At 52.3% G+C, this 22941-nt stretch carries 23 protein-coding genes; 14 read left to right on the top strand and 9 right to left on the bottom strand.

Annotated elements, in window-relative coordinates:
* Positions 1 to 36: 36 nt before the first annotated feature.
* From CFF01_RS18005 to hslR, 7 genes are all read right to left on the bottom strand, one after another.
* Positions 37 to 243: a helix-turn-helix transcriptional regulator gene (locus tag CFF01_RS18005; RefSeq protein WP_033540289.1), complete on the bottom strand. Its 207-nt coding sequence runs from the start codon at positions 241 to 243 to the stop codon at positions 37 to 39.
* Complete coding sequence (locus tag CFF01_RS18000; RefSeq protein WP_088905700.1) at positions 240 to 665, bottom strand: hypothetical protein; 426 nt, start codon at positions 663 to 665, stop codon at positions 240 to 242. Before CFF01_RS18000 ends, CFF01_RS18005 begins: the two co-directional genes overlap by 4 nt.
* A gap of 169 nt (positions 666 to 834) precedes the next feature.
* Positions 835 to 2058 (bottom strand): dicarboxylate/amino acid:cation symporter, encoded by a 1224-nt coding sequence (locus CFF01_RS17995; protein WP_088905699.1) that lies wholly within the window; start codon positions 2056 to 2058, stop codon positions 835 to 837.
* 315 nt (positions 2059 to 2373) lie between these two features.
* The gene (locus CFF01_RS17990; RefSeq protein WP_088905698.1) at positions 2374 to 4185 is read right to left on the bottom strand and encodes a hypothetical protein; all 1812 of its coding nucleotides are present in this window, start codon (positions 4183 to 4185) and stop codon (positions 2374 to 2376) included.
* Positions 4186 to 4394: 209 nt separating this feature from the next.
* Entirely contained in the window at positions 4395 to 5936 is a 1542-nt protein-coding gene (locus tag CFF01_RS17985; RefSeq protein WP_088905697.1) for a phosphoenolpyruvate carboxykinase, read from the bottom strand.
* A 189-nt stretch (positions 5937 to 6125) separates the two neighbouring features.
* The gene (gene hslO / locus CFF01_RS17980; RefSeq protein WP_033540284.1) at positions 6126 to 6986 is read right to left on the bottom strand and encodes an Hsp33 family molecular chaperone HslO; all 861 of its coding nucleotides are present in this window, start codon (positions 6984 to 6986) and stop codon (positions 6126 to 6128) included.
* Between the two features lie 13 nt (positions 6987 to 6999).
* Positions 7000 to 7392 carry a ribosome-associated heat shock protein Hsp15 gene (gene hslR / locus CFF01_RS17975; RefSeq protein ID WP_033540283.1) on the bottom strand — a complete coding sequence of 131 codons (393 nt, stop codon included), beginning with the start codon at positions 7390 to 7392 and terminating at the stop codon, positions 7000 to 7002.
* A 260-nt stretch (positions 7393 to 7652) separates the two neighbouring features.
* Here hslR and gspC point away from each other — a divergent pair, with 260 nt between their 5' ends.
* From gspC to CFF01_RS17915, 12 genes are all read left to right on the top strand, one after another.
* Positions 7653 to 8570 carry a type II secretion system protein GspC gene (gene gspC / locus CFF01_RS17970; protein WP_033540282.1) on the top strand — a complete coding sequence of 306 codons (918 nt, stop codon included), beginning with the start codon at positions 7653 to 7655 and terminating at the stop codon, positions 8568 to 8570.
* Positions 8571 to 8593: 23 nt separating this feature from the next.
* A complete protein-coding gene (gene gspD, locus CFF01_RS17965; RefSeq protein ID WP_088905696.1) occupies positions 8594 to 10714 on the top strand; it encodes a type II secretion system secretin GspD in 2121 nt (706 codons plus the stop codon).
* Positions 10707 to 12278, top strand: coding sequence for a type II secretion system ATPase GspE (gspE, locus tag CFF01_RS17960; protein ID WP_088905695.1), 1572 nt, complete (start codon positions 10707 to 10709; stop codon positions 12276 to 12278). The genes gspD and gspE overlap by 8 nt, the downstream gene beginning before the upstream one ends.
* Before the next feature lie 2 nt (positions 12279 to 12280).
* Positions 12281 to 13501 carry a type II secretion system inner membrane protein GspF gene (gene gspF / locus CFF01_RS17955; RefSeq protein WP_033540279.1) on the top strand — a complete coding sequence of 407 codons (1221 nt, stop codon included), beginning with the start codon at positions 12281 to 12283 and terminating at the stop codon, positions 13499 to 13501.
* A gap of 71 nt (positions 13502 to 13572) precedes the next feature.
* Entirely contained in the window at positions 13573 to 14007 is a 435-nt protein-coding gene (gene gspG / locus CFF01_RS17950; RefSeq protein ID WP_011867410.1) for a type II secretion system major pseudopilin GspG, read from the top strand.
* Positions 14008 to 14027: 20 nt separating this feature from the next.
* Positions 14028 to 14609, top strand: coding sequence for a type II secretion system minor pseudopilin GspH (gspH, locus tag CFF01_RS17945; protein WP_033540278.1), 582 nt, complete (start codon positions 14028 to 14030; stop codon positions 14607 to 14609).
* Positions 14602 to 15006 (top strand): type II secretion system minor pseudopilin GspI, encoded by a 405-nt coding sequence (gspI, locus tag CFF01_RS17940; RefSeq protein ID WP_081953852.1) that lies wholly within the window; start codon positions 14602 to 14604, stop codon positions 15004 to 15006. Before gspH ends, gspI begins: the two co-directional genes overlap by 8 nt.
* Positions 14987 to 15745, top strand: coding sequence for a type II secretion system minor pseudopilin GspJ (gene gspJ, locus CFF01_RS17935; RefSeq protein ID WP_088905694.1), 759 nt, complete (start codon positions 14987 to 14989; stop codon positions 15743 to 15745). Before gspI ends, gspJ begins: the two co-directional genes overlap by 20 nt.
* A 1-nt stretch (position 15746) precedes the next feature.
* Positions 15747 to 16736, top strand: coding sequence for a type II secretion system minor pseudopilin GspK (gene gspK, locus CFF01_RS17930; RefSeq protein ID WP_088905998.1), 990 nt, complete (start codon positions 15747 to 15749; stop codon positions 16734 to 16736).
* 86 nt (positions 16737 to 16822) lie between these two features.
* Positions 16823 to 18013 (top strand): type II secretion system protein GspL, encoded by a 1191-nt coding sequence (gene gspL / locus CFF01_RS17925; protein WP_088905693.1) that lies wholly within the window; start codon positions 16823 to 16825, stop codon positions 18011 to 18013.
* Between the two features lies 1 nt (position 18014).
* A complete protein-coding gene (locus CFF01_RS17920; protein WP_033540275.1) occupies positions 18015 to 18491 on the top strand; it encodes a type II secretion system protein M in 477 nt (158 codons plus the stop codon).
* 23 nt (positions 18492 to 18514) lie between these two features.
* Positions 18515 to 19276: a type II secretion system protein N gene (locus tag CFF01_RS17915; RefSeq protein WP_088905692.1), complete on the top strand. Its 762-nt coding sequence runs from the start codon at positions 18515 to 18517 to the stop codon at positions 19274 to 19276.
* Between the two features lie 70 nt (positions 19277 to 19346).
* On the opposite strand, the gene CFF01_RS17910 is transcribed toward CFF01_RS17915, so the two are convergent.
* Together CFF01_RS17910 and rsmD are read right to left on the bottom strand one after the other, a co-directional pair.
* Positions 19347 to 19634, bottom strand: a complete 288-nt coding sequence (locus CFF01_RS17910; RefSeq protein WP_088905691.1) for a DUF1145 domain-containing protein — start codon at positions 19632 to 19634, stop codon at positions 19347 to 19349.
* A complete protein-coding gene (rsmD, locus tag CFF01_RS17905; RefSeq protein ID WP_088905690.1) occupies positions 19631 to 20221 on the bottom strand; it encodes a 16S rRNA (guanine(966)-N(2))-methyltransferase RsmD in 591 nt (196 codons plus the stop codon). The genes CFF01_RS17910 and rsmD overlap by 4 nt, the downstream gene beginning before the upstream one ends.
* Positions 20222 to 20470: 249 nt before the next feature.
* On the opposite strand from rsmD, the gene ftsY reads away from it, so the two are divergent.
* Positions 20471 to 22144, top strand: coding sequence for a signal recognition particle-docking protein FtsY (ftsY, locus tag CFF01_RS17900; protein WP_088905689.1), 1674 nt, complete (start codon positions 20471 to 20473; stop codon positions 22142 to 22144).
* Between the two features lie 93 nt (positions 22145 to 22237).
* Positions 22238 to 22927 carry a cell division ATP-binding protein FtsE gene (ftsE, locus tag CFF01_RS17895; protein ID WP_088905688.1) on the top strand — a complete coding sequence of 230 codons (690 nt, stop codon included), beginning with the start codon at positions 22238 to 22240 and terminating at the stop codon, positions 22925 to 22927.
* Positions 22928 to 22941: the final 14 nt, after the last annotated feature.

Raw genomic sequence — 22941 nt, 5'->3', positions numbered from 1 at the left:
GGCCCCTGAGTCAATAGGGGCCAGAAGAAAAAATGCTCAGGCTTCAGCGCGGGTTTCATCCTCAAAGATTGCTTCGATGGGAAGCTGAAACAGACGGGCAATTTTAAAGGCTAGCGGTAGACTGGGATCGTACTTACCCTTCTCGATAGCGTTGACCGTTTGTCTCGACACATCCAGCAGACCTGCGAGATCGGCTTGAGTCCAGTTCCGCTCGGCGCGCAGGGGTTTTAGTCGGTTTTTCATCTGTAGTTGAGCCTCCCTATAGTGATGCCCAGCATATAGGTTAGCGCCAGCAGTATCACCAGGTAGGCGGCTTTGAGATCCGGTAGCAGATCCGCCAGATCCAGAATCGAATAGATGGAGAAGCCTAAGATGCTGACGCCAACAGCTAAGGCGAGGGCATCGAGTTGTATCTTGCGCTCCATCTCATCAAGCTGGCGTAAAAAGCGCTTAAACGCCAGTAACATCCAGATACCTAAGACGCTGTGAACTAGCAGGCAGGTGGCCAGTATCCAGTTTGAGGTCAGATAGTCTTGGTGCGCCAGCCAAGAGGTGCCGCCCAGGCTGAGTGCCCACAATAGCGCGAGTAAGTTAACCCGGTTGGCATTCTTGATATCCCTTAACGGCAATCCTTTTGAGCAGATGGCGTCGATGATCTGTTTCATGTGCAGTTCCTCTCGCTTGATTGAAATGTCAAACACCCTTTACACATCAAGTTAAGTCAAAAAACAACCAAGGTCAAGCTTACTTTACATAAAGTTTGGTTTGTTTGACTTTGCCCAGCAGGCAAGAGATGAAAAAAAGGTGCCCATTGGGGCACCTTAGTGAGGGCATCTAGCTGTGACTGTATTTATCGAGGATCACGGCGCACGCGGCGTCCCCGGTGATATTGAGCGAGGTGCGGATCATGTCGAACACCCTGTCCAGGGCAAACAGCAGTGGCAGTCCATCGATGGGGATACCGGCGGCCAGTAGCACAGCGACGACCAGGAATGACGGGCCTGGCACCCCTGCCTGACCTATGGCGCCCAGAGTCGAGGTGAAGATGATCGCCACATAGGCGCCGAGGCTGAGATCGATACCGTACATCTGAGCAAAGAAGATAGCCACCAGACCGTAATAGATGGCGTTGCCACTCATGTTAATGGTGGCGCCTAGTGGTAGCACGAAGGAGGCGGTAGGTTTAGACACGCCCAGTTCCTCTTCACAGGTCTCCATGGTCACCGGTAGGGTCGCCATGGAGGAGGCGGTAGAAAGCGCCATCACCTGAGGTTTCTTCATGACACTGATAAATTTCCTGGCGCTGACGTTGGAGAACAGCTGCACCAGCAGCGGGAAGAAGAGAAAGCCAAATAGTAAGATGCCGAAGACGAACACGGCAAATAACTTGAACACCACTTCTAAGGCATCGAAGCCGAAAGTACCGACCGAATCGGCCATCAGGCCGAACACCCCGATAGGGGCGATCACCATGACGCAGTTGATCATCCAGACGAAGGCATCGACTATGGTGTTAAGCGCCGCCAGGATAGGCTTGCTGCCTTCTCCCTTCACCTTGGTCAGGGCGATACCGAAGAAGATGCTAAATACCAAGATCTGCAAAATATTGCCGCCGGTGAGCGACTCAAACACATTGGTGGGGATCATACCGATAAAGGTATCCATCACACCGGGCAGAGCGCCTTGCTCTTCGGTCACTTTCATCAGGCCGCTGGCGCTGTGGGCGGTGAAGTCGACGCCCTTGCCGGGTTGGAACAGGTTACCCAGTAGCAGTGCCAAGGAGACGGCGACGCCCGAGGTGAGGATGAAGAAACCAAAGGTGCCTATACCTATTTTGCCCGCCGAGGGGCTGTCACCCAGGCTGGCGGCGCCCGAGATGATGGAGACCAGCACCAGAGGGATAACCAGCATCTTGATCAGGTGGATGAATATGGTGCCCAACGGTGCAAATATGCTGGCCTCTTCGCCCATGATAAAACCGACGGCAGCGCCGATAATCATGGCGATCACCACTTGCACCCCGATATTGCCTAATAGCCTACTTGTCTTGGTTTTCACCTTTGCCTCGTCTTATCTGTGTTTTGCTAGTGGAATGAGTATAGTCTTGCAGGCGCGCAGCGTAGCACGGGCGAGGGGAGGAGTCTGTGAATTGGGGCTTATCCCGAGGATAAAGCCTAGGCACTCATTACAAGCATAAGGTCTAAGCATTAGGTTTAAGTATAGGGGGTGAGCGGCGTGATTTTGAGGGGGATAGCCTGGTTAGGCAAAACAGCTCAGGGAACAATTTTTGGAAAGAGAAAGAGAAAGAGAAAGAGAAAGAGAAAGAGGATGGGGTTCACCATCCTCTTTGCTTGTTTAGCTGACTCGCCCGGCTTAAGGTTGCTGGCCTTTGACGACCGCCTCCAGGTGTTGGTGGAAGCGTTGGTTGAAGTTGTCTTCATTGCCGTCGAAGCTGAGGCTGAGGTAATCGCCGAGCTTGCCGCTGTAGTCGGTGGCCTCGTAGACACTGACTTCGATGAGCGTATCTTCTTGGATCAGATAGTTATCGACAGACACAAATTCGGCATAGGCGGCTGGTAGGTCTATCTGCTTCACACGCAGAACAGGTTCATCGCTTGGACTGGTGCTCAACGACCATTGATAAGTCGTGACCTCTCCCGTGATGTTGAGTTTGATGGTCTGGCTCTCTTCATCGATCACCACGTCGTCTGGGTAGAAGGCAGGCCAGAAGAGGCGAGCGACATCTGCCGTGTTTAAAAGCTCTGGATCTTGATGGCTTGGCATGGGCCAGGTGGCGAACTCACCCCGTACACGACACATCACGTCCGCAGCCTGCTTTCCACGGTAGCGATACACCTGGCTTGGCCAATTGAGCTCGGCCAGCTTGAGTGCTGGTGGTGTGGTACTGAGAATGGCCTGCCACTCCTCGCCTGTGCCTGAGTATTTAGTGAATTCGATTGTGATGGGGACCGAGGTGCCGCTGTACACTGTGTGTAGTGTGTTGTCTTTGAACTTAATCTCCGGCGGCTGATAGTCTTTATCGCCTTCGATAACCCATAGTTTTAATTCACCGTTCCAGCACTCCTCTGGAGTGTCAGTTCCTTCGCGATCATCGAATACCCGGCCATTGACCTTGCCTTCGACGATAGAACCTACGAAGGTGAGATCGGGTGTGCCATAGGTGAGGGTAAAGAGGCTCTGCAATGTGGCGGGGGCCAGGGTGAAGTTGCTATGCAGCTGGTCGTCCTCAAGGAAATGGTTGTTGATCACCTGCCAATCGGCGTCCGACATGATCTTCTCATCGATTGGCGTCTCGATATAGCCTTGGGCGATCAGCGCATTGCTGACCAGAAAGCGCACCGCCATGGGGTCGCTGGCTAAATATTCCTGAGTGCTTGTGCCACTGGCTTCTACCAGGGCCCTTAGTTGATCCCGGGTCATCGACATGATGTCGTCCACGGCCAGCACATCGCTGAGCTGCTCGCCGATCAGCGCCTCTAGATGGCGGTGCAGTTGGTAGGTGTCGACAAACTCAGGAGCCAGAGATTGCTCGGCGCTGAGTTTATAGGGATTCCCCTCGCGTTCGTAGATAGTCAGTAGCATGGCGGCGAGCAGGGTACGCTGGGTTGCGATATCAAGGGATGTGGTACCAGCGGCGCGCATGCGTGCGACGCGCTGATACTCTAAGTGGGTCATAGGGTTGAGAGCGCCGCCGTGTTCTTGCAATGCGATCAGCTTGCCTTCTCCTTCCGTGGAGATGATGGTTTGAGTGCTATCTGATTCACCTTGCTCGCTTGAGGTATTGGCATTTAGGAGATCGGTGCGAAACGCAGCCTTGAGTAGGGCTGGCTTGCTGCTGGCCTCAGCTGCCTGCTGCCAGCTGGCGACTAGCTCATAGACGGGCATTTCTACGTCACTTTCCCAGTCGATCTGATACTTACCTTCTGCATCCGCGACTGTGCTGGGCTCATCATTATCACAACTGGCATTTTGGTTAAGGTCCACGCAGACCTCGGCGCCGGCTATTGCGCCCTGATACACCACAGTGCCGATCACTTGATGGTCGAAGCTAGTGGGGGGCGGTGTGCCGCCGTCAGTGGGAGTGTCTGAATCCTTATTGGAGCCGCCGCAGGCACTGAGTAGGCAGGTGCCGAGCAGCAGAGAGCTAAGGTGAGTTAAACGCATATTTGTGTCCTTACAAATATTAACAATGAAAAGGACCCGACAACGACAACTTAGCCAAGGTCCAATACGGCTGAAAGGACATTATCTATGGCTTTGATTAAATTACCATTACCCGAACGGGTAGGTTAGAGCGACTGGGCTTACTGATTCGTGGGCAATAAAAAATGGCCCCGAAGGGCCATTGATTTCTAAGCGCTTTGACCTAGGGCTTAAGCCTTAGGACCTGCCTGCTTGATGGCGTCAGACACGTCGTACTTGGTAAAGTTTGCGGCAAACTCTTCGGCCAGTTGCTGAGCATACTTAGCGTACTCAGCCTTATCGGCCCAGGTATTGACCGGGTTCAGCAGCTTGCTGTCAACGCCAGACACGGCCACAGGCACGTCAAGGTTTAGCTTGTCGATGTGAACAGTTTCAACATCTTTCAGCTCGCCGCTAACGATGGCATCGACGATGGCGCGGGTCGTTGGGATGTCGAATCGCTTACCTACACCGTGTGGGCCGCCAGTCCAGCCAGTGTTGACCAGGTAGACCTGGCTACCGAATGACTCGATACGCTTCATTAGTAGCTCGGCGTAAACGCCAGCCGGACGTGGGAAGAAAGGCGCGCCGAAACAAGTCGAGAAAGTTGACTGAATCGCAGAGGTAGAGCCCATCTCGGTCGAACCCACTTTAGCCGTATAGCCAGACAGGAAGTGATAGGCCGCCTGCTCTTTGCTGAGCTTAGACACAGGAGGCAATACGCCAGACACGTCGCAGGTCAGGAAGACCACGGCATTTGGCTCGGCGCCACGGTTCTCTTCCTTACGTTGAGCGATATGCTCTAGCGGGTAGGCGGCGCGGCTGTTTTCGGTCAGCTCTGTGTTGCTGTAGTCAGGAACGCGGTTCTCGTCCAGAGTGACGTTTTCCAGCACAGTACCGAAACGGATAGCATCCCAGATAACAGGTTCGTTCTTCTGGCTCAGATCAATACACTTGGCGTAGCAACCGCCTTCGATATTGAAGACACCGCCAGGTGCCCAACCATGCTCGTCATCACCAATAAGGAAACGCTTAGGATCGGCTGACAGTGTGGTTTTGCCTGTGCCTGACAGGCCGAAGAATAGGGTGGTGTCGCCTTCGTTGCCGACGTTAGCTGAGCAGTGCATTGGCAGCACGCCTTTGGCTGGTAGCAGGAAGTTTTGTACCGAGAACATAGACTTCTTCATTTCGCCGGCGTATTTCAGACCTGCCAGCAGCACCTTGCGATCGGCAAAGTTGATGATCACGGTAGCATCTGAGTTGGTGCCATCACGGGCAGGATCACACTCGAAACCCGGCGCGTTCATGATCTGCCAAACGGGTTTGTTGGCGACGTTGAACTGCTCAGGTACGATAAACAGGTTGCGGGCGAAGAGTTGATGCCAGGCGGTTTCTGTTTTGACTTCAATGGGTTGGTAATGTTCAGGATCGGCACCCACTTCCAGTTCAGAAACAAAGGTCTCCTTGTCGGCCAGGTAGGTTGCAACGCGATCCCACAGGGCATTAAAGGCATCCATGGCGAACGGCTTGTTGACCGAACCCCAATCGATATCGTTTTCGCTGCTCGCTTCTTTCACGATAAAGCGGTCGTTAGGTGAACGTCCTGTGCGCTCGCCAGTTTTTGCCACTAATGCACCATTCGCCGTCAGCTCTCCTTCGCCGCGTGCGAGTGCAAACTCAACTAGTTGTGCTGTAGAGGGATTTTTATGAGTTTGCTTAGATCCATCCGCCATCTGTAAGGTCTCCATCATTCGAGTAGGGTTGGCTGGTCTGTGCCAGCTTGTTATTTTTTTGTCTGCATGTTAGGCAGAGCTCGATTGTAACTTAAGCGGAATTGAATGTGTGAGGAAGATCTCGAAAATTGCGAAAAAAAGAGGATGCGCACAGGCATCCTCTTAATCTAGCGAAATAAAGTCGCTGGCTTACTGCTTGGTATCCGACGTCGGGGCGTTTTTGAATAGGGCCTCAACATCGATGGAGTCGAAGCTGTAGCTGCTATTACAGTATTCGCAGCCCATTTCAATCTTACCCTGCTCGGCTAAGATGGCATCCAGCTCAGCTTTAGTGACGGTGCGTAGGGCCTGGCCACTACGCTCACGTGAGCAGGTGCAGGAGAAGGTGACTTCGATCGGATCGAACAGGCGTACCTCTTCCTGATGGTATAGGCGGTGTAGCACTTCGGTGGCTTCCAGCTCAAATAGCTCTTCGGCCTTGATGGTGCTAGTTAGCTGTTCCAGGTGCTCGAACTCTTCATTGTGCTCATTTTCACCGGGCAGAACCTGTAGCAACATGCCGGCAGCTTGCTTGCCATTGGCAAATAGACGGATGGCGGTAGGCAGCTGTTCAGACTGGAGGAAGTATTGCTCCAGACACTCGGCCAGGGTTTCCTTCTCCAGCGCCACCACACCTTGATAACGCTCGCCGTTGCTCGGGGTCAGGGTGATCACCATGTGGCCTTGGCCCATCAGCTGTTGCAGGGTGGCATCTTTGGCGACTTCGCCTTCCCAACGTGCAACGCCGCGCAGCTGCTGCAGGTTGTTGCCATTAATCACCGCCAGAGAGACGGGACCATTGCCTTGCACCTGAATACTGATGTCGCCATCAAGCTTAAGCGTAGCCGTGAGTAAAGAGGTGGCCGCCATCAGCTCGCCCAGCAGGCACTGAATCGCTTCTGGGTAGGTGTGGGCCGACAAGATCTCCTGATAGCTCTTCTCTAGCTGTACGATTTGTCCGCGCACATCGGCGTTGTCGAATAGGTAACGGTTTAAGATATCTTTACTCATTTGTGTCTCACAGTTAGCTTTCTTTAAAGCGTATTAGTTGGCGACGTTGCTTCTTGTCTGGCTTGGTATCCGGCGCGGGATTGTTCAGCACATTCAAGCGTCTTGCCTCGGCATAGGTCTCACGTTTGGCTATGCTTTCTGGCGTCTCTTCATATAAGGTTTGGGCGATCACCGCCTTTTGGCGCTGTTCTGATAATTTTTTTATGACGATCTCTTTTTCGTCATATCCTTGTCTTAGTCTAACCACGGCATCGACTTCAGCCATCTTACTCGATTTGGTGCGCTGACCATTGTAGTGCACCTTACCGCCATTGATCATCTCTTTGGCGATAGCACGAGTTTTGTAGAAACGGGCTGCCCATAACCATTTGTCGAGCCTAACCGCGATTTGTTGTTCCGAGGTCATGGTGATTAGGTCTCCTTAAGTGTATAAAGATGTGCAAGTTCACAGCCTGAATATTTAGTCCATACTTATGCTTGGCAAACCGCTGAGATAGCGACAGACTTCACACCCTTTTTAGGCGCGTAAAGTTAGCATAAATCGCCTCTAGAGGCCAATAAAGAGACTGTTATGGGCTTGTTGCGATTAGCTGTGTAGGTTAGCATGAGCCACAGATTGGAAATTATTATAATCAGATTAGAGACCTGACTGAGGGTCCACAAAATATGGATTTATTAGACAAAGTAATATCTAAGGCAGCTGCGATCCCGCATAAGCCACTGAGTTCGGCCGCCTTCTGGCTCGGTTTGATTATCGCTATCTATCTTTTGGCGCAGATCACATGGAAGTTGGTTCCCGTTGCCGAAACCCCACAAAAATGGCAACCCACGCCTGTAGCCAGTAGCGGGTCGTCATCGCAGGTAAATGTTTCCAGGCTGCAAGCCTTAGGTCTTTTTGGTCAGGCGGATCCCAATACGGATAAGCCTAAGCCAGTCGTGGAAGAGAAAATTACCGATGCGCCTAAGACTTCATTGTCTATCCAACTCACCGGCGTGGTCGCTTCAACAGCCGAGCAGAAAGGGCTGGCGGTGATCGAGTCTGGTGGCAGTCAAAATACCTATAGCCTAGGTGACAAGATTAAAGGTACTTCGGCGTCACTGAAAGAGGTGTATGCCGATCGCATTATTATCTCCAACAGTGGCCGATACGAGACCCTGATGCTCGACGGGCTTAAGTATGAGACCCAGGGCGAAGCCAATACCCTGTTACAAGAGGCGCGTTCCTCTCGCGATGTGCGTACCATAGATAATCGCAGCAATAGTGACGTTTCAAGAGAGATAGAAGAGTCGCGCGATGCTTTGCTGGATGACCCCAGTAAGCTCACCGATTACCTGGCGATTTCACCTGTTAACGCCGGTGGCGAATTGCAGGGATACCGTTTGAATCCGGGTAAGGACAGAGAATTATTTGAACAAGCTGGCTTTAAGGCCAACGATTTAGCAAAATCAATGAACGGCTATGATCTGACTGATATGAGCCAAGCATTGGAAGTGATGGCCCAGTTGCCAGAATTGACCGAGATTTCTTTGATGGTAGAAAGAGAAGGTCAGCTGGTCGAGATCATGTTTAGTTTGCCGCAATAAAAAGGGTTTAGGGGAAGTCATTAATGAATAATAAGAAAATACGCCGCAATCTTATCGCGAGCGTCGTGATGGGGGCCTCGTTACTGGCACCACAACTGGCGTGGTCGGAACAATATGCGGCTAATTTCAAGGGCACAGACATTCAGGAATTTATCAATATTGTTGGTAAAAACCTGAATCGAACTATCATCGTCGACCCAACCGTGCGCGGTAAAATTAACGTCCGCAGCTATGATCTGCTCAATGATGAGCAGTATTACCAGTTCTTCCTCAATGTGTTGCAGGTCTATGGCTACGCCGTCGTCGAGATGGATAACAACATCATCAAGGTGATCAAGGACAAAGACGCCAAGACCTCGGCCATTCGCGTTGCCGATGACCAGGCGCCAGGCCTGGGTGACGAGATGGTTACCCGTATCGTCGCCCTCTATAACACAGAGGCTAAACAGCTCGCTCCCTTACTGCGTCAGCTTAACGATAACGCCGGTGGCGGTAACGTAGTTAACTATGACCCCTCTAACGTCCTGATGATTTCGGGCCGCGCAGCCGTGGTAAACAAGCTGGTAGAGATCGTTCGCCGCGTCGATAAGCAGGGTGATACCGAGGTGCAAGTGGTGCCGCTGGAATATGCCTCAGCGGGCGAAATGGTGCGCATCATAGATACCCTGTATCGTTCAACGGCAAACCAATCGCAACTGCCGGGCCAGGCACCTAAAGTGGTCGCCGATGAGCGTACCAACGCCGTTATCGTCAGTGGTGATGAGAAGAGTCGCCAGCGCGTGGTCAGCCTGATCAAGAAATTGGATGCCGAGCAGGCAACAACAGGCAATACTAAGGTTCGCTACCTGCGTTACGCCAAGGCCGAAGATCTGGTGGAAGTGTTAACCGGGTTTGCCGAGAAACTGGCTAATGACCAAGATGGCGGTCAGGCACAGGGCGGGCGCAGCAAGCGCCGCAATGAAATTAACATCATGGCTCACCCAGACACCAACGCCCTGGTGATCAGCGCCGAGCCCGATCAGATGCGTACTATTGAAAGCGTGATTAATCAGCTGGATATTCGCCGGGCGCAGGTATTGGTTGAAGCCATTATCGTAGAAGTGTCAGAGGGTGATGATGTAGGTTTCGGTATCCAGTGGGCCACAGAGGCCGGTGGTGGTACCCAGTTTAATAACCTAGGCCCGACTATCGGTGAGATCGGTGCCGGTATCTGGCAGGCTCAGCCTATAGAAGGCGATTATGTTCGAGATCCTATTACTGGCGAATACGACAAGAAAAATCCAGATAAACAAGGTGATATCACTCTGCTAGCCCAAGCGCTGGGCAAGGTTAACGGTATGGCCTGGGGTGTGGCCATGGGCGATTTTGGCGCCCTGATTCAAGCCGTTTCCAGCGATACTAAGTCGAACGTACTGGCAACGCCTTCGATTACCACACTGGATAACCAGGAAGCGTCCTTCATCGTAGGTGATGAAGTGCCAATCCTCACAGGTAGCCAAAACTCCAGCAATGGTAACAGCAACCCCTTCCAGACGGTTGAGCGTAAGGAAGTCGGTGTGAAGTTAAAGGTGGTGCCACAGATCAACGAAGGCACTACGGTTAAATTAACCATTGAGCAAGAAGTCTCAGGCATTAACGGTAAGACAGGGGTCGATGTGACCTTTGCTACCCGTCGCCTGACCACCACTGTGATGGCCGATTCGGGCCAGATCGTGGTGCTCGGTGGTCTGATTAATGAAGAAGTACAGGAGAGTGTGCAGAAGGTACCTTTCCTGGGTGATATCCCAATCTTAGGTCACCTATTTAAGTCATCATCTAGCGGCAAGAAGAAGAAAAACCTTATGGTATTTATCAAGCCGACCATTATTCGTGATGGCGTGACCATGGAAGGTATTGCCGGTCGTAAGTACAACTACTTCAGAGCCCTGCAGCTACAGCAGCAGGAGCGTGGTGTGAACCTGATGCCGAACACTAACGTGCCGGTATTGGAAGAGTGGAGCCAGGAAGAGTACTTGCCACCAGAAGTTAATGATGTGCTGCAGCGATACAAGGATCGCAAAGGGTTAGAGACCAAGATGCGTGAAACTGACCCTGCGCTGAGACAAATTAACGAAAACAAGCAGCAAGATAAGACTGATGAGTGATATTCAAGCCACACAGAACGAGGATCTGGCCCAGGTAACGAGTGAGCTCGGGCTGGCCTCGGAGGCCGAATCAGATGAGGTGTTTCACTCAACGAGTCGCGATCGCTTACCTTTTGCCTTTGCTCACCGATTCGAGTTGGTGCTAGAAAAGGGCGAAGATGAGCTTCTGACGCTCTACCATACGGTTAATACGCCTATCGATGCCATGCTGGAGGTGCGTCGTTACACTGGGCAAGAGCTGGCATTGGCAGAGCTTGAACCATCTGTGTTCGAGGCCAAGCTGACTCAGGTCTATCAGGCCAACTCTTCTGAGGCGCAGCAGCTGATGGAAGATATCGGTAACGAGATGGATCTGTTCACTCTGGCAGAAGAGCTACCTCAGACAGAAGATCTGCTCGAAGGCGATGACGATGCGCCTATCATCAAGCTGATCAACGCACTCCTGTCGGAAGCGATCAAAGAGGAAGCCTCGGATATTCATATCGAGACTTACGAGAAGCAGCTGGTGGTGCGATTCCGTGTCGACGGCGTGCTCAAAGAGGTACTCAAGCCCAATCGTAAGCTCTCTTCGCTGCTGGTTTCCCGTATCAAGGTTATGGCGCGTCTGGATATCGCCGAGAAGCGCGTGCCCCAAGATGGCCGTATCTCGCTGCGTATTGCCGGACGTGCGGTCGACGTGCGTGTTTCCACCATGCCATCTAGCCATGGTGAGCGTGTGGTGCTGCGTCTACTGGATAAGAACGCCGGTAACTTAGATCTCAAACAATTAGGAATGACAGATGAGATTCGCCATCAGTTCGATGAACTGATCCGCAAGCCTCACGGTATCATCTTGGTGACGGGCCCTACCGGCTCGGGTAAGAGTACCACTCTGTACGCGGGTCTGACCGAGATCAACTCCATCGACACCAACATCCTAACCGTCGAAGACCCTATCGAGTATGAGCTGGCGGGCATAGGTCAGACTCAGGTGAATACCAAGGTCGATATGACCTTCGCCAGAGGATTGAGGGCGATTCTGCGTCAAGACCCGGATGTGGTGATGATTGGTGAGATCCGTGACCTGGAAACGGCACAGATCGCCGTACAGGCATCACTTACCGGTCACTTGGTGATCTCGACTCTGCATACCAATACCGCCTCAGGCGCCATTACTCGTCTACAAGATATGGGCGTCGAGCCCTTCCTGGTGTCCTCGAGTCTGCTCGGGGTGCTGGCACAGCGCCTTATCCGTACCTTGTGTCCTCATTGTAAGAGTGCGCACACGCCAGATCTGCGTGAGCGTGAGCTTTTGGGGATCAGCGAAGATGAGCCTTGTACTATTTACCGTGCGACGGGTTGTTCGGCCTGTGGCAATAACGGCTATCGTGGCCGAACCGGCATTCACGAACTGCTGTTGGTGGACGATAACGTCCGCGAGCTGATCCACACCGGACGCGGCGAATTAGCCATTGAGAAACACATTCGTAAGACGGTACCAAGCATTCGCCATGACGGTATGAGTAAAGTCCTTGCCGGGGTTACTACGCTGGAAGAAGTGTTACGCGTCACTCGTGAGGAGTAGCCATGCCAGCATTTGAGTACAAGGCGTTAAACGCCAAAGGCAAGCAGCAGAAAGGGGTTGTCGAAGCCGACACGGCTCGTCATGCCAGGGGGCAATTGCGCGAGCTGCGTCTGATGCCACTAGAGATCACCCCTGTGGTGGAGAAAGAGGCGAAGGCGAAAAGCGCTGGCTTTAGCTTTAAGCGCGGCATCTCTGTTGCCGAACTCGCCTTAATCACCCGCCAAATCGCGACTTTGGTCGCCGCCGGTCTACCGGTGGAAGAGGCGCTCAAGGCCGTAGGTCAGCAGTGTGAGAAAGATCGCCTCGCCAGCATGGTGATGGCGGTGCGCTCTCGTGTTGTCGAGGGTTATAGTCTGGCCGATTCTATGGCCGAATTCCCCCATATTTTCGATGATCTGTATCGCGCCATGGTCGCGTCCGGTGAGAAGTCGGGCCATCTCGAGGTGGTGCTTAACCGCCTCGCCGACTACACAGAACGACGCCAGCAGCTTAAGAGCAAGATGACTCAGGCGATGATCTACCCTATTGTGCTGACCTTGGTTGCCATCTGTGTAATTGCCATCTTATTGGCCGCCGTGGTGCCCCAGGTTGTGGGACAATTTGAACATATGGGGCAGGAACTGCCCTGGACCACACAGTTTTTGATCGCGGCATCAGATTTTGTACGTGATTATGGTCTGATTGTCATTGGGGTGCTTATTGCGCTTGCCGTGGGTGCCAAGCAGTTACTGCGCAGCGCGGCGAATCGGATGAAGTTCGATACGGCCATATTAAAGATGCCTGTGATTGGCCGGGTGAGTAAGGGGCTGAATACGGCGCGATTTGCTCGCACCTTGAGTATTCTTACCGCCAGTTCGGTGCCCCTGCTCGATGCCATGCGTATCGCCAGCGAAGTCTTGATGAATGTCAGGGTGCGCGCGGCGGTTGAAGAGGCTACGGCTAGGGTACGTGAAGGCACAAGTTTAGGGGCGGCGCTGGCCAATACTAAACTTTTTCCCGCCATGATGCTCTATATGATCAGCTCGGGTGAAAAGAGTGGTCAGCTGGAGCAGATGCTTGAGCGCGCCGCCGACAACCAAGACAGAGAATTTGAGTCAAACGTCAACATCGCCCTTGGGGTGTTCGAACCTATGCTGGTCGTCAGCATGGCCGCGGTCGTTCTGTTTATCGTCTTGGCGATCCTACAGCCGATTTTAGAACTGAATAACATGATTAGCGGTTAACGCCACGGCGTTAATGGCCAACAGCCGTCCTAACCCTAAACGTTAGGGCATTTTTTATAGAGGAAGTATTAATGCAAGCAAGAAACAAGCAAAAAGGTTTTACCCTATTAGAAGTTATGGTGGTTATCGTTATTTTAGGGATCCTTGCTTCTATGGTTGTGCCTAACCTTATGGGCAACAAAGATAAAGCCGATATTCAGAAGGCGGTATCAGACATTGTTGCGCTGGAAAATGCCTTGGACATGTATCGTTTGGACAACAGCGTCTACCCTACCACTGAGCAGGGATTAGAAGCGCTGGTTCAGAAGCCGACTATTTCACCTGAGCCTCGCAACTACCGCGCCGACGGTTATGTTAAGCGTCTTCCACAGGATCCATGGCGCAACGACTACCTGCTACTGAGCCCTGGTGAGCAGGGTAAGATCGATATTTTCAGCGCAGGGCCTGACGGTCAGCCAGGTACCGAAGATGATATCGGTAACTGGAACCTGCAAGATTTCCAATAAGCCTTAAGCAGAGTCTGTCGATGCGCGGCGTCCGCCAAAGCGGTTTTACCTTGCTAGAGGTCTTGCTGGTCGTCTTGCTAATGGGATTGGCTGCCGCCGCGGTGACCTATACCACTAGCGGTGCCGATCAGCATAAGACGCTGGAGCGCACGGCGCGTCAGTTTATCGCGGCGAGCGAACTTGTGTTGGATGAAACCATATTGAGTGGTCGCTTTATCGGTATCGTTATCGATAAGCAGCACTATGAGTTTGTCTATTACGATGAAGGTAAATGGAAGCCGCTGCAGCAAGATCGTCTGCTGGCTGCCAAACAGATGGATCCTGGCGTCGAGATGCATCTTGTGCTCGATGGTTTGCCTTTAACCCAAGACGATGAAGAAGATGATGAGTCCTGGTTCGATGAGCCGCTTATCGAGCCCAGTGACGAAGAGAAGAAAAAGTTTCCTGAACCCCAGGTCATGCTGTTTCCCAGTGGCGAGATGAGCGCTTTTGAGCTGACCTTTGTGACCAAAGATGAGCGCGGTCAAGAGATTGAGGCGCTGGTAGTGGGTGATGCCTTAGGCCGCCTGAGACTCGGCAGAGAGGATGGGTTCGATGATTAAGCCGATGCCAAATCGAAGCCTTTTGGCCAGGCGCCGTGCCACAGGTATGACACTGCTTGAGGTGATCGTCGCCCTTATGGTGTTTGCTATTGCTGCCGTTTCGATTACCAAAAGCTTGGGCGAACAGATGGCCAATATGCCCATACTCGAGGAGCGTACCCTGGCGCAGTGGGTGGCCAGTAATCAGATGGTGGACGCCAGATTAGAAAAGAAGTTTCCCGATCTGGGGCGTAAAGATGGCAGCACTGAGCTGGCGGGCAAAGAGTGGTATTGGCGTAAAGAGGTGGTGAAAACCACAGATGATAATTTTCGTATGATACGCATCAGTGTCAGTGACGATGAGCGTTATAACCGCATCATCGCCCAGGTGAGTAGCTATGTACTCAAGAATGATTAAGGCTACTCGCGGTTTCACCCTGCTGGAGATGCTGATCGCCATCGCCATCTTTGCCATGTTGGGGCTGGCGGCGAACGCTGTGCTTAGCACTGTAATGAAAAACGATGAAGTCACTGCCGAGTTTGCCCAGAGACTGAAGTCGATGCAACAGGGGTTTGGCGCATTAGAGCGTGACTTTGGTCAGATGGTGGCACGTACACCGCGCCTGCTCGAAGGCGGACGTGGCTCGACCGTAATACAGACAGGTAACGATCTGTTTGATTCGGAATCTGAGGCTATCGTCTTTTTCCGTATCGGCTGGTTAAACCCAGATGGTCTGTTGCCCCGGGGCAGTTTACAGTCTGTGGCCTATGTGGTGCAGGACAATAATCTCGAGCGTTGGTATTTTCCTTATCCCGAGCCGGAATTTGGTGCCGATCCGATCAAGACAGTGGTGATAAAGAATGTGCTGTCTGTGGAGTATTCCTTCTTTGTTGAGGATAAATGGCAGCGTAAATTCGATGGTGCCAGCCTACCGCAGGCGATCGCCATGGAGATCGAGGTGGAAGGCATGGGTAAGGTGCAGCGTAAGTTCCTGCTCCCCCTTGGTGCCACATTAGCTGCTAATAGCGACGAGGAAAATAACAACTCGGGCAACAATAGCGGTAACAATAATAACGGCGGCAACAACGGCGGCAGCAATAACACTGGTGCCGGTAAAGGTGATGGATCGGGTGGCGAAGACGATGGTGACCAATAACATGCCGGGAAAACAGCGTGGCGTGGCGCTGATTGTCGTGCTACTGATCGTGGCCATGATTGCCGTGATTGCCACCAATATTAATAGTCGGAATCAGATCTCGGTGCGCCGCACCATCAACTTGGCGCAATATGATCAGGCATATTGGTATGCCATCTCAGCCGAAGAGCTGGCGAAGAAGGTGCTAAAGCAAGACTTAGAGGATGCCGATGAGGGCAAGGTTCACCTGCAGCAATATTGGGCTCAGGCCGACGTGGTGTTTCCTGCTGAGCAGGGAGAGATAGGCGGGCGTATCACAGATATGCAGTCGTGTTTTAATCTCAATGCCTTATCTATTGAGACTAATGAGGTTGAAAACGGACAGCCTAAGCTGCCTTTGGCGGCAATACAGTTTAAGGGCTTATTGGTGGCGCTTGGCATGGATGACTTTTCAGCTGAACGCCTGACCCATACGCTAAAAGATTATATCGATGAAGATACGGTTGCGAGTCCCTTCGGTGCCGAAGATGCTGACTATGAGTCGCGCACCGTACCTTATCGTGCTGCTAATACCTTGATGAGTCATCGCAGCGAGCTGCGGGCGGTGCTTGGTTATAGCCAGGATGTTTACCTTAAGTTAGCGCCTTATATTTGTGCCATCCCCGGCTATGATCGCCAGGTGTTGAACGTAAATACTATCGAGGTAGAGCAGGCCGCGCTGTTGGCGGGGATGTTTGATAATAAGATCAGCGTGGGTGAGGCGGAAAGCATCATTAACCAGCGCCCCGGTGACGGCTATGAGACGATAGAAGACTTCTGGTCTAACGGTTCTATTGCAGGGTTACGTCAGGAAAAGAACTTGTCGTCGAGCTTTAGCTTGAAGAGTAACTATTTTCTACTAGAGGCGGGTGCTAAGGTTGATAGTGCCGTCTTTAGAATGCAAAGTGTATTACGTGTGGGCGGTAACAACCAGCTGGACGTCTTGACCCGTCAATATGGCGGCCAAAAATAATCACCTGGGTGGACCTCTGGTTCGGCCGGGCCAAATAAAGGACAAGCTCATCGAGAGCAACTTCATGAGACTTGTGGAGAAAGACATTGAGTGAAAGATTATTTATCCGATTAGGAAGAAGCGCAGAGCAAAGCTGCTCTTGGCTGGTATGGTCGGAGCAGGAGCAGGAGATCATCGCTTCGGGAGAGTTGAGCGATGCTCAAGGCTTGTCGACGCTGACTGAACGCGCCGGTAACCGTCCGGTCGATATTCTGGTGCCTGCTTCAGCCATTACCCTGACATCTGTGCAGCTACCGGAAAAAGGTCAGCGCCAGGCGCTGAAAGCACTGCCTTTCATGCTGGAAGAGAACCTGGCCGAAAATGTCGATGAATTGCATTTCGTCACAGGTCCCCGTGATGGTGAATCTTTGAGTGTTGCCGTGGTGGCCCACGAGCAGATGCAGACTTGGCTGTCTTGGCTGAGCGAGGCCGGTATCAAGGCGCGTCAATTGGTGCCCGATTGCCTGGCGTTGCCGCTTCAGGAATGCCAATGGGCGGCGATGAAGTTTGGCTCTGATTACCTGCTGCGCACCAGTGCTGGCAGTGGTGTTAGCCTGGATGCCGCTTGGTTCCAGGCCGCATTGCCTAAGCTCGCCGTGAGACAAGAAGAGACTCCGATTACTCTGGCCAATTACAGTGATTTAGAGATCCAAGGTGTCGAGGTGAAACCCCAGCCGCTGGATCTGCCTATGTTGGTGTTGGCCAAAGGGATCCTAAATGCGCCGCTTAATCTACTCAGCGGCATCTATACGCCTAAGCGAGAATACAGTAAGCACCTTATGGTGTGGCGCAATGCGGCGATCGTCGTCTTGGTGGCCTTGGTGTTGGCCTTGGTCAACAAGGGACTGAACATTCATCATATGAATGTCGAGCGTGAAGCGTTGCAGCAGCAAACGGCCGATATCTTTAAACAGGTGATGGGCAGCTCGCGTATCGTTAACGTTCGCTCGCAGATGGAGAGTCAGCTGCGTACCCTGCAAGGTGCCGGTGGTGGTGTGGCCTTCTTTACCATGCTGGACGATATGGCCGAGGGCTTTAATAAGGTTCCTGATTTAAAGCCAACCAGCTTGCGCTTTGACAGTGGCCGCAATGAACTGCGGATGCAGATCACCGCTAAGAGTTATGCTCAGATCGAAGAGTTTAAAGAGATTATTTCAACTCGTTTCAATGTGGATTCGGGTGCCATGAACAGTGGCGAAGATGAAGTGACCAGTACCTTAACCCTAAGGAGCAAGTAAGATGGATAACATTAAGACGTGGTGGAATGGCTTAGTGTTACGCGAGCAACAGCTCGTGGCAGCTTGTGCCTTAGTATTGGTGCTGGGCATCTTATATTGGGGGATCTGGACACCCATTAGCCAGGCCGAAGCCGATGCCGAGCGTAATTTAACGGCTCAAGAGAGCACCTTGAATTACGTCAAGCAGACGGCGAATAAGATTATTGGCCTCAAGCAAGCCGGTGGTCAGAAGGGATTTTCCGGCAGCCTCAGTGCTGTGGTGACTCAGAGTGCTAAAAACTATGGCCTGGAGATCACCCGCATGCAGCCCCAGGGCAATAAAATTCAGATTTGGATGGATGAGGTGCCCTTCGATTCGCTACTCGATTATCTGAGCGATCTGGTGCAGCAGAAAGGCTTGTCATTGGAGAGTATCGATCTGGCCGAGGGCGAAACTCAAGGTTTCGTGAATGTGCGTCGTATCCAGTTCTCGCAGTAAAACAGCAGTATTAAGGTGTTCTAGTGAGTGTAGTGAAAAAAATCGTTATTGGTGTTCTCGCCTATCTGGTGTTTTTGGTCGCCCTTTTTCCGGCGAGTCTGGCGATAAAATTGGCTCCCTTGCCTAAACAGGTAAGTGTTTCAGGGATCTCTGGCACCATCTGGTCGGGTGAAATCGACACCTTAGTGTTACAAAAGCGTCGCTTAGAACAGGTGAGTTGGCAGCTGAGTCCCTGGGGACTGCTGATGGGTAAGGCTAATATCGACTTTGTGATAGGTAGTCGCGCCACAGCGGTGAACGGTAAGGGCTTTGTGAGTCTCTCTATGTCAGGTATCGATGCGACGGGCGTGCGTTTCGATGCGCCGAGTGATTTCTTGGTGGGCAATACTCGTCTGCCATTTCGTACCCAGGTAGACGGTAATTTCAGCCTGATGTTGCAATCACTAGAACAGGGAGCGCCCTGGTGTCAGCAGCTAACGGGTAAAGTCTTTGCTCAGCAGCTCAAGGTGAGCAATCAATTTGGCAAGTATCCACTGGGTGACGTTGCGGTGGCGCTCAGTTGTGTTGATGGCAATATCAAGGTGCTGACAGACGATAGCATGAACGCCTTGGGCTTAAGTGGTCATGCGTTGCTAAAAGCCGATAGTCTGGTACAGGTGACCGCTAAGATCAAAGAAACCGCGGCGCAGCCTGATGATCTGAAACAAGCGCTGAGCTTCTTAGGTAAGCGTGACAGCCAGGGATATTATCCGATCAATTATCAGGGACGAGTCCCTGGCTTATAAGTTTGAGAATATTGTCAGCTTGAGAATAGGATTGTAAAAGCCCCCCGCAAGGGGGCTTTTTTGTGGAGCATTATTGGCCTTGTGGGGCTGTCTGGTTCATTACCCTTTGGCGATAGTCCAGCAGGCTAAAGACACCGAAGCACATGACGCTAAGGTAGTTCGCGTAGGTGATGGTCATCAGTGGCTTAAACAGGGTGCGAAAGATCAGCGTCTGAATGCTATGCATAATGAGAGTGATCAACAGCAGTATGGTCAGCAGGGTACCTATATTGCCTTCAACGGGCACAAACAGGTTGTAGAGCATTACGCCCCAGGCAAACAGTGTGATGGCCTTACCACCTAGTATCATCAATTTCATTGGTTTTCCTCTGGCTTCTCTACCTGAAACAGGCGAAAGGTCACCTGACCGGCTTTCTTCTCTTTTAGGGGGATCCAATTAGAGGGGAGCTTTAAAGGAGAATGCTCGCTCTCGGTCTCAACATAGACAAGTGCATCGTCATTTAACCAGCATTGCGCGATGAGGCCATCGATGCAGGCCTGTGCCAGCCCTTTGCGAAAAGGGGGATCGATAAAGATAATGTCAAACCCCTCAGTGGGTGGCGTCTTAAGTTGCGCTAAGGTATCGCCTTGTACCACATCGGCGCAATCACACTTTAGGGTCGCTAGATTTTGCTTGAGCTGCTTAGCGGCGCTGGCTTGTAGCTCGAATACTTTTGCGTATTTGGCGTAGCGAGAAAGGGCCTCGAAGCAAAGCGCACCGCTACCTCCGAAGCAGTCCAAGACTCGTGCGCCCGGTAGATCGCTGGCCAGCCAATTAAACAGGGTTTCTCTGACTCTATCTGTGGTGGGACGTAGCCCTTCGAGATCGTGAATAGGGAGTCGTCTGGAGCGCCACTGTCCGGCGATGATCCTCACCTGTCCGCTTGCGGGTCGATTTCTTGCCATTTTCTACCTGTATATTTGTGGATTCATTTAGCGACAATTTGGCCTCACCGGATTAAGTGATAGACTGTTGCGCTAAATTAAGGCTGCTATTTTAACGTAAAGCACGAGAAAAAGGTGCAAAGCCAGAGAGTTTAGGCAAAAAATGCAGCGCTTTTCCGCGTCACAAGTCTAACTATCTGGTTATAATGACGGGCGCAAAACGACTTTATAGCGAATTTTAAATCAGTTAGTTGAGTACTGGTATTACACATGGCAAAAAAAGGTTTTTTTTCTTGGTTCCGCAAAGATAAATCACAGCAGGAAGCGGCGGCGCCAGAAGTAGAAGTTTCGACCCAGTCGGAAACCGAACAGGCTAGTCACGAAGCCGAGCTGGCTGAGCAGGCTCGTCTGGAAGAAGAGCAGGCCGAACAGGCGCGTTTAGCGGCAGAGCAAGCCCATCTCGAAGCAGAGAGTGAGCGTCTGGCCGCAGAGCAGGCTGAGCAGGCACGTCTGGCTGCAGAGCAGGCCGAGCAGGAACGTCTGGCTGCAGAGCAGGCCGAGCAGGCGCGTTTAGCGGTAGAGCAAGCCCATCTCGAAGCAGAGAGTGAGCGTCTGGCGGCAGAGCAAGCCGAGCAGGAACGTCTAGCGGCAGAGCAAGCCGAGCAGGCACGTTTGGCAGCAGAGCAAGCTGAGCAGGCACGTTTGGCAGCAGAACAAGCTGAGCAGGCACGTCTGGAAGCAGAGCAAGCCGAGCAGGCACGTCTGGCGGCAGAGCAAGCTGAGCAGGCACGTCTGGAAGCAGAGCAGGCCGAACAGGCACGTCTGGCGGCAGAGCAGGCCGAACAGGCACGTCTGGAAGCAGAGCAGGCCGAGCAGGCACGTCTGGCGGCAGAGCAAGCCGAGCAGGCACGTCTGGAAGCAGAGCAGGCCGAACAGGCACGTCTGGAAGCCGAGCAGGCCAATCTTGAGGCAGAACAGGAAAAGCAGCCTGAGCCACAACAGAAACCGACAAAAGAGGGTTTCTTTGCCAGACTCAAACGCGGACTTAAGCGCACCAGTGAAAATATCGGTAGCGGATTCATCGGCCTGTTCAAGGGCAAGAAGATAGATGATGAGCTGTTTGAAGAGCTGGAAGAGCAGCTGTTGATCGCCGATGTTGGCGTAGAAACGACCAGTCGCCTGATCGCCAAGCTGACCGAGCAGGCCAGTCGTCGCCAGCTAAAAGATGGTGAGGCGCTGTACGAGCTGATGCGCGAAGAGATGCAAAAGACGCTGGAACCTGTGAGTATTCCTCTGGTGCCGGAAAACAGCGAAGGGCCATTTGTGATCCTTATGGTTGGCGTGAATGGCGTGGGTAAGACCACGACTATCGGCAAGCTGGCCAAGCAGTATCAGCAGCAAGGCAAGTCTGTGATGTTAGCGGCGGGTGATACTTTCCGCGCCGCAGCGGTCGAGCAGCTGCAGGTTTGGGGTCAACGTAACGATATTCCTGTGATTGCTCAGCATACGGGGGCCGATAGTGCTTCTGTGCTGTTTGATGCGCTACAGGCCGCGCGTGCCCGTAATATTGATATCCTGATCGCCGACACAGCTGGACGACTGCAAAACAAAGCGCATTTAATGGATGAGCTGAAGAAAGTCGTGCGGGTGATGAAGAAGCAAGATGAGAGTGCCCCACACGAGGTAATGTTGACCCTGGATGCGAGTACGGGTCAGAATGCCATCAGTCAGGCGCAGCTGTTTAAAGAGGCGGTTGGCGTTACAGGCATCACCATGAGCAAGCTCGACGGCACGGCCAAGGGCGGGGTGATCTTTGCCATTGCCGATAAGTTTGGTATACCTATCAGACATATAGGTGTGGGTGAGCAGATCGATGATTTAAGAACTTTCGATGCGAAAGACTTTGTCGATGCCCTGTTTAGTCAAGAGGAAGAAGCCAAGTAAGCGGACGCCTATATACCCAAGGCCAGCAAGGTTCCTACATGGGGCTGGCCTATAATAATAACGCATAAATGCAACATCTAAGATTGGGTACTTATGATTCGATTTGAGCAGGTTAGCAAAATTTATCCAGGTGGACAGAAAGCCCTCACCGATGTGAGTTTTCATTTAAAGCGTGGAGAGATGGCGTTTTTAACCGGCCACTCAGGTGCTGGCAAGAGTACCCTGCTTAAGTTGATCACTGTGATAGAGCGAGCCAATGCTGGTCGCGTCTCCATCAATGGCCATGATATCGCCAACATCAGGCCCAAAGATGTACCCTTCCTGCGCCGTGATATCGGCATGATTTTCCAAAACCACCATCTGCTGATGGATCGCACTGTGTTTGATAATATCGCGCTCCCCTTGGTGATCGAAGGGTTTGCTTTGCATGAGATTAAAAAGCGAGTGATGGCGGCGCTGGATATGGTGGGGCTATATGGTAAAGAGCGGCACTATCCCATCATGTTGTCGGGCGGCGAGCAGCAACGTGTCGGTATCGCCCGCGCCATTGTGAATAAACCCCCTCTGCTGCTGGCCGATGAGCCAACAGGTAACTTGGACCCCAAGTTATCCATGGATATTCTGCGTCTGTTCGAGACCTTTAATGATGCTGGGACTACCGTGCTGATCGCCACCCATGATTTGGGCTTAATTGCCAGAATGCGTTACCGTACCCTGACCCTGAAGCAAGGGCGCATATTGGGTGGTGACGAGCTGGCTACCGCTAACGCCTTTAGTGAATAATTGAGGAGACTCAG

Origin of the sequence: Shewanella marisflavi (genome assembly GCF_002215585.1) — a bacterium.
GTDB lineage: Bacteria > Pseudomonadota > Gammaproteobacteria > Enterobacterales > Shewanellaceae > Shewanella > Shewanella marisflavi.
The sequence above is the reverse complement of the archived record's forward strand: the minus strand, read 5'-3'. Positions and strand labels throughout refer to the sequence as shown.

Excerpts from the sequence above, each read along its gene's own strand:
- CFF01_RS18005 (WP_033540289.1), bottom strand. The coding sequence starts at position 243 with ATGAAAAACCGACTAAAACCCCTGCGCGCCGAGCGGAACTGGACTCAA.
- CFF01_RS18000 (WP_088905700.1), bottom strand. The coding sequence starts at position 665 with ATGAAACAGATCATCGACGCCATCTGCTCAAAAGGATTGCCGTTAAGG.
- CFF01_RS17990 (WP_088905698.1), bottom strand. The coding sequence starts at position 4,185 with ATGCGTTTAACTCACCTTAGCTCTCTGCTGCTCGGCACCTGCCTACTC.
- CFF01_RS17985 (WP_088905697.1), bottom strand. The coding sequence starts at position 5,936 with ATGGCGGATGGATCTAAGCAAACTCATAAAAATCCCTCTACAGCACAA.
- hslO (WP_033540284.1), bottom strand. The coding sequence starts at position 6,986 with ATGAGTAAAGATATCTTAAACCGTTACCTATTCGACAACGCCGATGTG.
- hslR (WP_033540283.1), bottom strand. The coding sequence starts at position 7,392 with ATGACCTCGGAACAACAAATCGCGGTTAGGCTCGACAAATGGTTATGG.
- gspC (WP_033540282.1), top strand. The coding sequence starts at position 7,653 with ATGGATTTATTAGACAAAGTAATATCTAAGGCAGCTGCGATCCCGCAT.
- gspD (WP_088905696.1), top strand. The coding sequence starts at position 8,594 with ATGAATAATAAGAAAATACGCCGCAATCTTATCGCGAGCGTCGTGATG.
- gspE (WP_088905695.1), top strand. The coding sequence starts at position 10,707 with ATGAGTGATATTCAAGCCACACAGAACGAGGATCTGGCCCAGGTAACG.
- gspF (WP_033540279.1), top strand. The coding sequence starts at position 12,281 with ATGCCAGCATTTGAGTACAAGGCGTTAAACGCCAAAGGCAAGCAGCAG.
- gspG (WP_011867410.1), top strand. The coding sequence starts at position 13,573 with ATGCAAGCAAGAAACAAGCAAAAAGGTTTTACCCTATTAGAAGTTATG.
- gspH (WP_033540278.1), top strand. The coding sequence starts at position 14,028 with ATGCGCGGCGTCCGCCAAAGCGGTTTTACCTTGCTAGAGGTCTTGCTG.
- gspI (WP_081953852.1), top strand. The coding sequence starts at position 14,602 with ATGATTAAGCCGATGCCAAATCGAAGCCTTTTGGCCAGGCGCCGTGCC.
- gspJ (WP_088905694.1), top strand. The coding sequence starts at position 14,987 with ATGTACTCAAGAATGATTAAGGCTACTCGCGGTTTCACCCTGCTGGAG.
- gspK (WP_088905998.1), top strand. The coding sequence starts at position 15,747 with ATGCCGGGAAAACAGCGTGGCGTGGCGCTGATTGTCGTGCTACTGATC.
- CFF01_RS17920 (WP_033540275.1), top strand. The coding sequence starts at position 18,015 with ATGGATAACATTAAGACGTGGTGGAATGGCTTAGTGTTACGCGAGCAA.
- CFF01_RS17910 (WP_088905691.1), bottom strand. The coding sequence starts at position 19,634 with ATGAAATTGATGATACTAGGTGGTAAGGCCATCACACTGTTTGCCTGG.
- rsmD (WP_088905690.1), bottom strand. The coding sequence starts at position 20,221 with ATGGCAAGAAATCGACCCGCAAGCGGACAGGTGAGGATCATCGCCGGA.
- ftsY (WP_088905689.1), top strand. The coding sequence starts at position 20,471 with ATGGCAAAAAAAGGTTTTTTTTCTTGGTTCCGCAAAGATAAATCACAG.
- ftsE (WP_088905688.1), top strand. The coding sequence starts at position 22,238 with ATGATTCGATTTGAGCAGGTTAGCAAAATTTATCCAGGTGGACAGAAA.